Origin of the sequence: Clavibacter sp. MX14-G9D, from assembly GCF_032917815.1 — a bacterium.
Taxonomy (GTDB): domain Bacteria; phylum Actinomycetota; class Actinomycetes; order Actinomycetales; family Microbacteriaceae; genus Clavibacter; species Clavibacter michiganensis_K.
Genome location: NZ_JAVCVL010000379.1, coordinates 1 through 1,230, shown reverse-complemented (window position 1 = coordinate 1,230; position 1,230 = coordinate 1). Strand labels below are relative to the sequence as shown.

Annotated in this window: 1 protein-coding gene; it reads right to left on the bottom strand. The window is 78.8% G+C overall.

Translation table 11 applies throughout. The features are described from left to right. The coding region (locus tag Q6969_RS15785) for a helicase-associated domain-containing protein (RefSeq protein ID WP_317231290.1) at positions 1 to 1,230 on the bottom strand (1,230 nt) is incomplete at both ends.

The following is a 1,230-nucleotide window of genomic DNA, read 5'->3' as shown; positions in this document are numbered from 1 at the left end:
CGCGTCCTCCCGGACGGGAGCGAGGCGGGCTCCCGCGAGCGCGCGCTCGACGGCGTCCGGCGCCGCCGCCGACGTGAGCACGTCGTCCCCCGCGCGCACGAGCCGCAGCGGCGCCAGGTCCCGGTCGACGAGGAGGGTGGCGAGGAGCGCGGCGTCATCCGAGAGGACGGCGGTGCGGGTCCCCGCCGGCGCGGTGTCGGAGGGCGCGGCGGGCCGTACCCGCAGGCGCCCGAAGCGCGCGGCGGTCTCGTCGAGGAGGTAGTCGAGCGGCTGGGGGATGCCGGTCAGCGAGATGCCCGTGAGGAACGCCCGGATGCCGTCGACGGTGCCGCCCGCGGCGAGGGCGCGCGTGACGGACGCGGCTGAGACGCGGTAGCTCGCCGCGAGCCCCCGGCCCTCCGCGTCGGCGACGGCGAGGAGGCGCGACTCGACGGCGGGATCCAGCGGTCCCGGTGAGACCACCGTGAGGTCGTGCTGCAGGTACACGCGATCGACCTCGGCGGGCAGGTGCGGGGCGAGGGCGGCGGCTGCCGCCCGCGCTCCCGAGGTGAGCAGCGCCCGGCCGGCCGAGCTCGGGACGTCGCCCGTGGTGATGCCGAGGAGGCCGGCGTCGCGCGTGAAGGCCGTGATGCGCTCGCCGATCCAGGCGGATCCGCCGGGGAACCGCCACAGGACGCCGTCGACGAGACCCGCGCCCCACGACGTGTCCGCGCGCTCGGACAGGATGCCGCGCGTCGCCGGCGTCAGGGCGTCGAGCCACGACGCGGCCAGCGCCTCCCAGCGCTCGGCGGTCGGTCGGGGGGACCAGGACGCGGACTCCGCCGTCGCGTTCCACGTGCGGCCCGTGCGGGCCACCAGTCCCGCGCGGTCGGCGATGGAGAGGACGACGGGCACGTCGTCGAGGTCGGCGCCGACGGCGGCGGCGAGACGGCGCGCGTCGGGCAGGGACATGCCGCCGCGGCTGAGCTCGCGGGCGGGCTCCCGCATGAGCTCGTCCACGAGGGCCGCGACGGCGACCACGGAGCCGAACGCGCTCTCGCCCGCGTGGCGGTCGACCTCGTCGGCGTCGACGCGCGGGACGGCCGCGAGGGGAGCGGGCGGAGCGAGGCGGGCGAGCTCGTCGACCCCCGGGAGGCCGGCGGCGGGCCAGGAGGCGAGCGCGGCGGCGACCTCCGGATGCGTCGCGACGCCGTCGTCGTCGAGGTCCGCGAGGAGCGTGGCGGCGGCCTG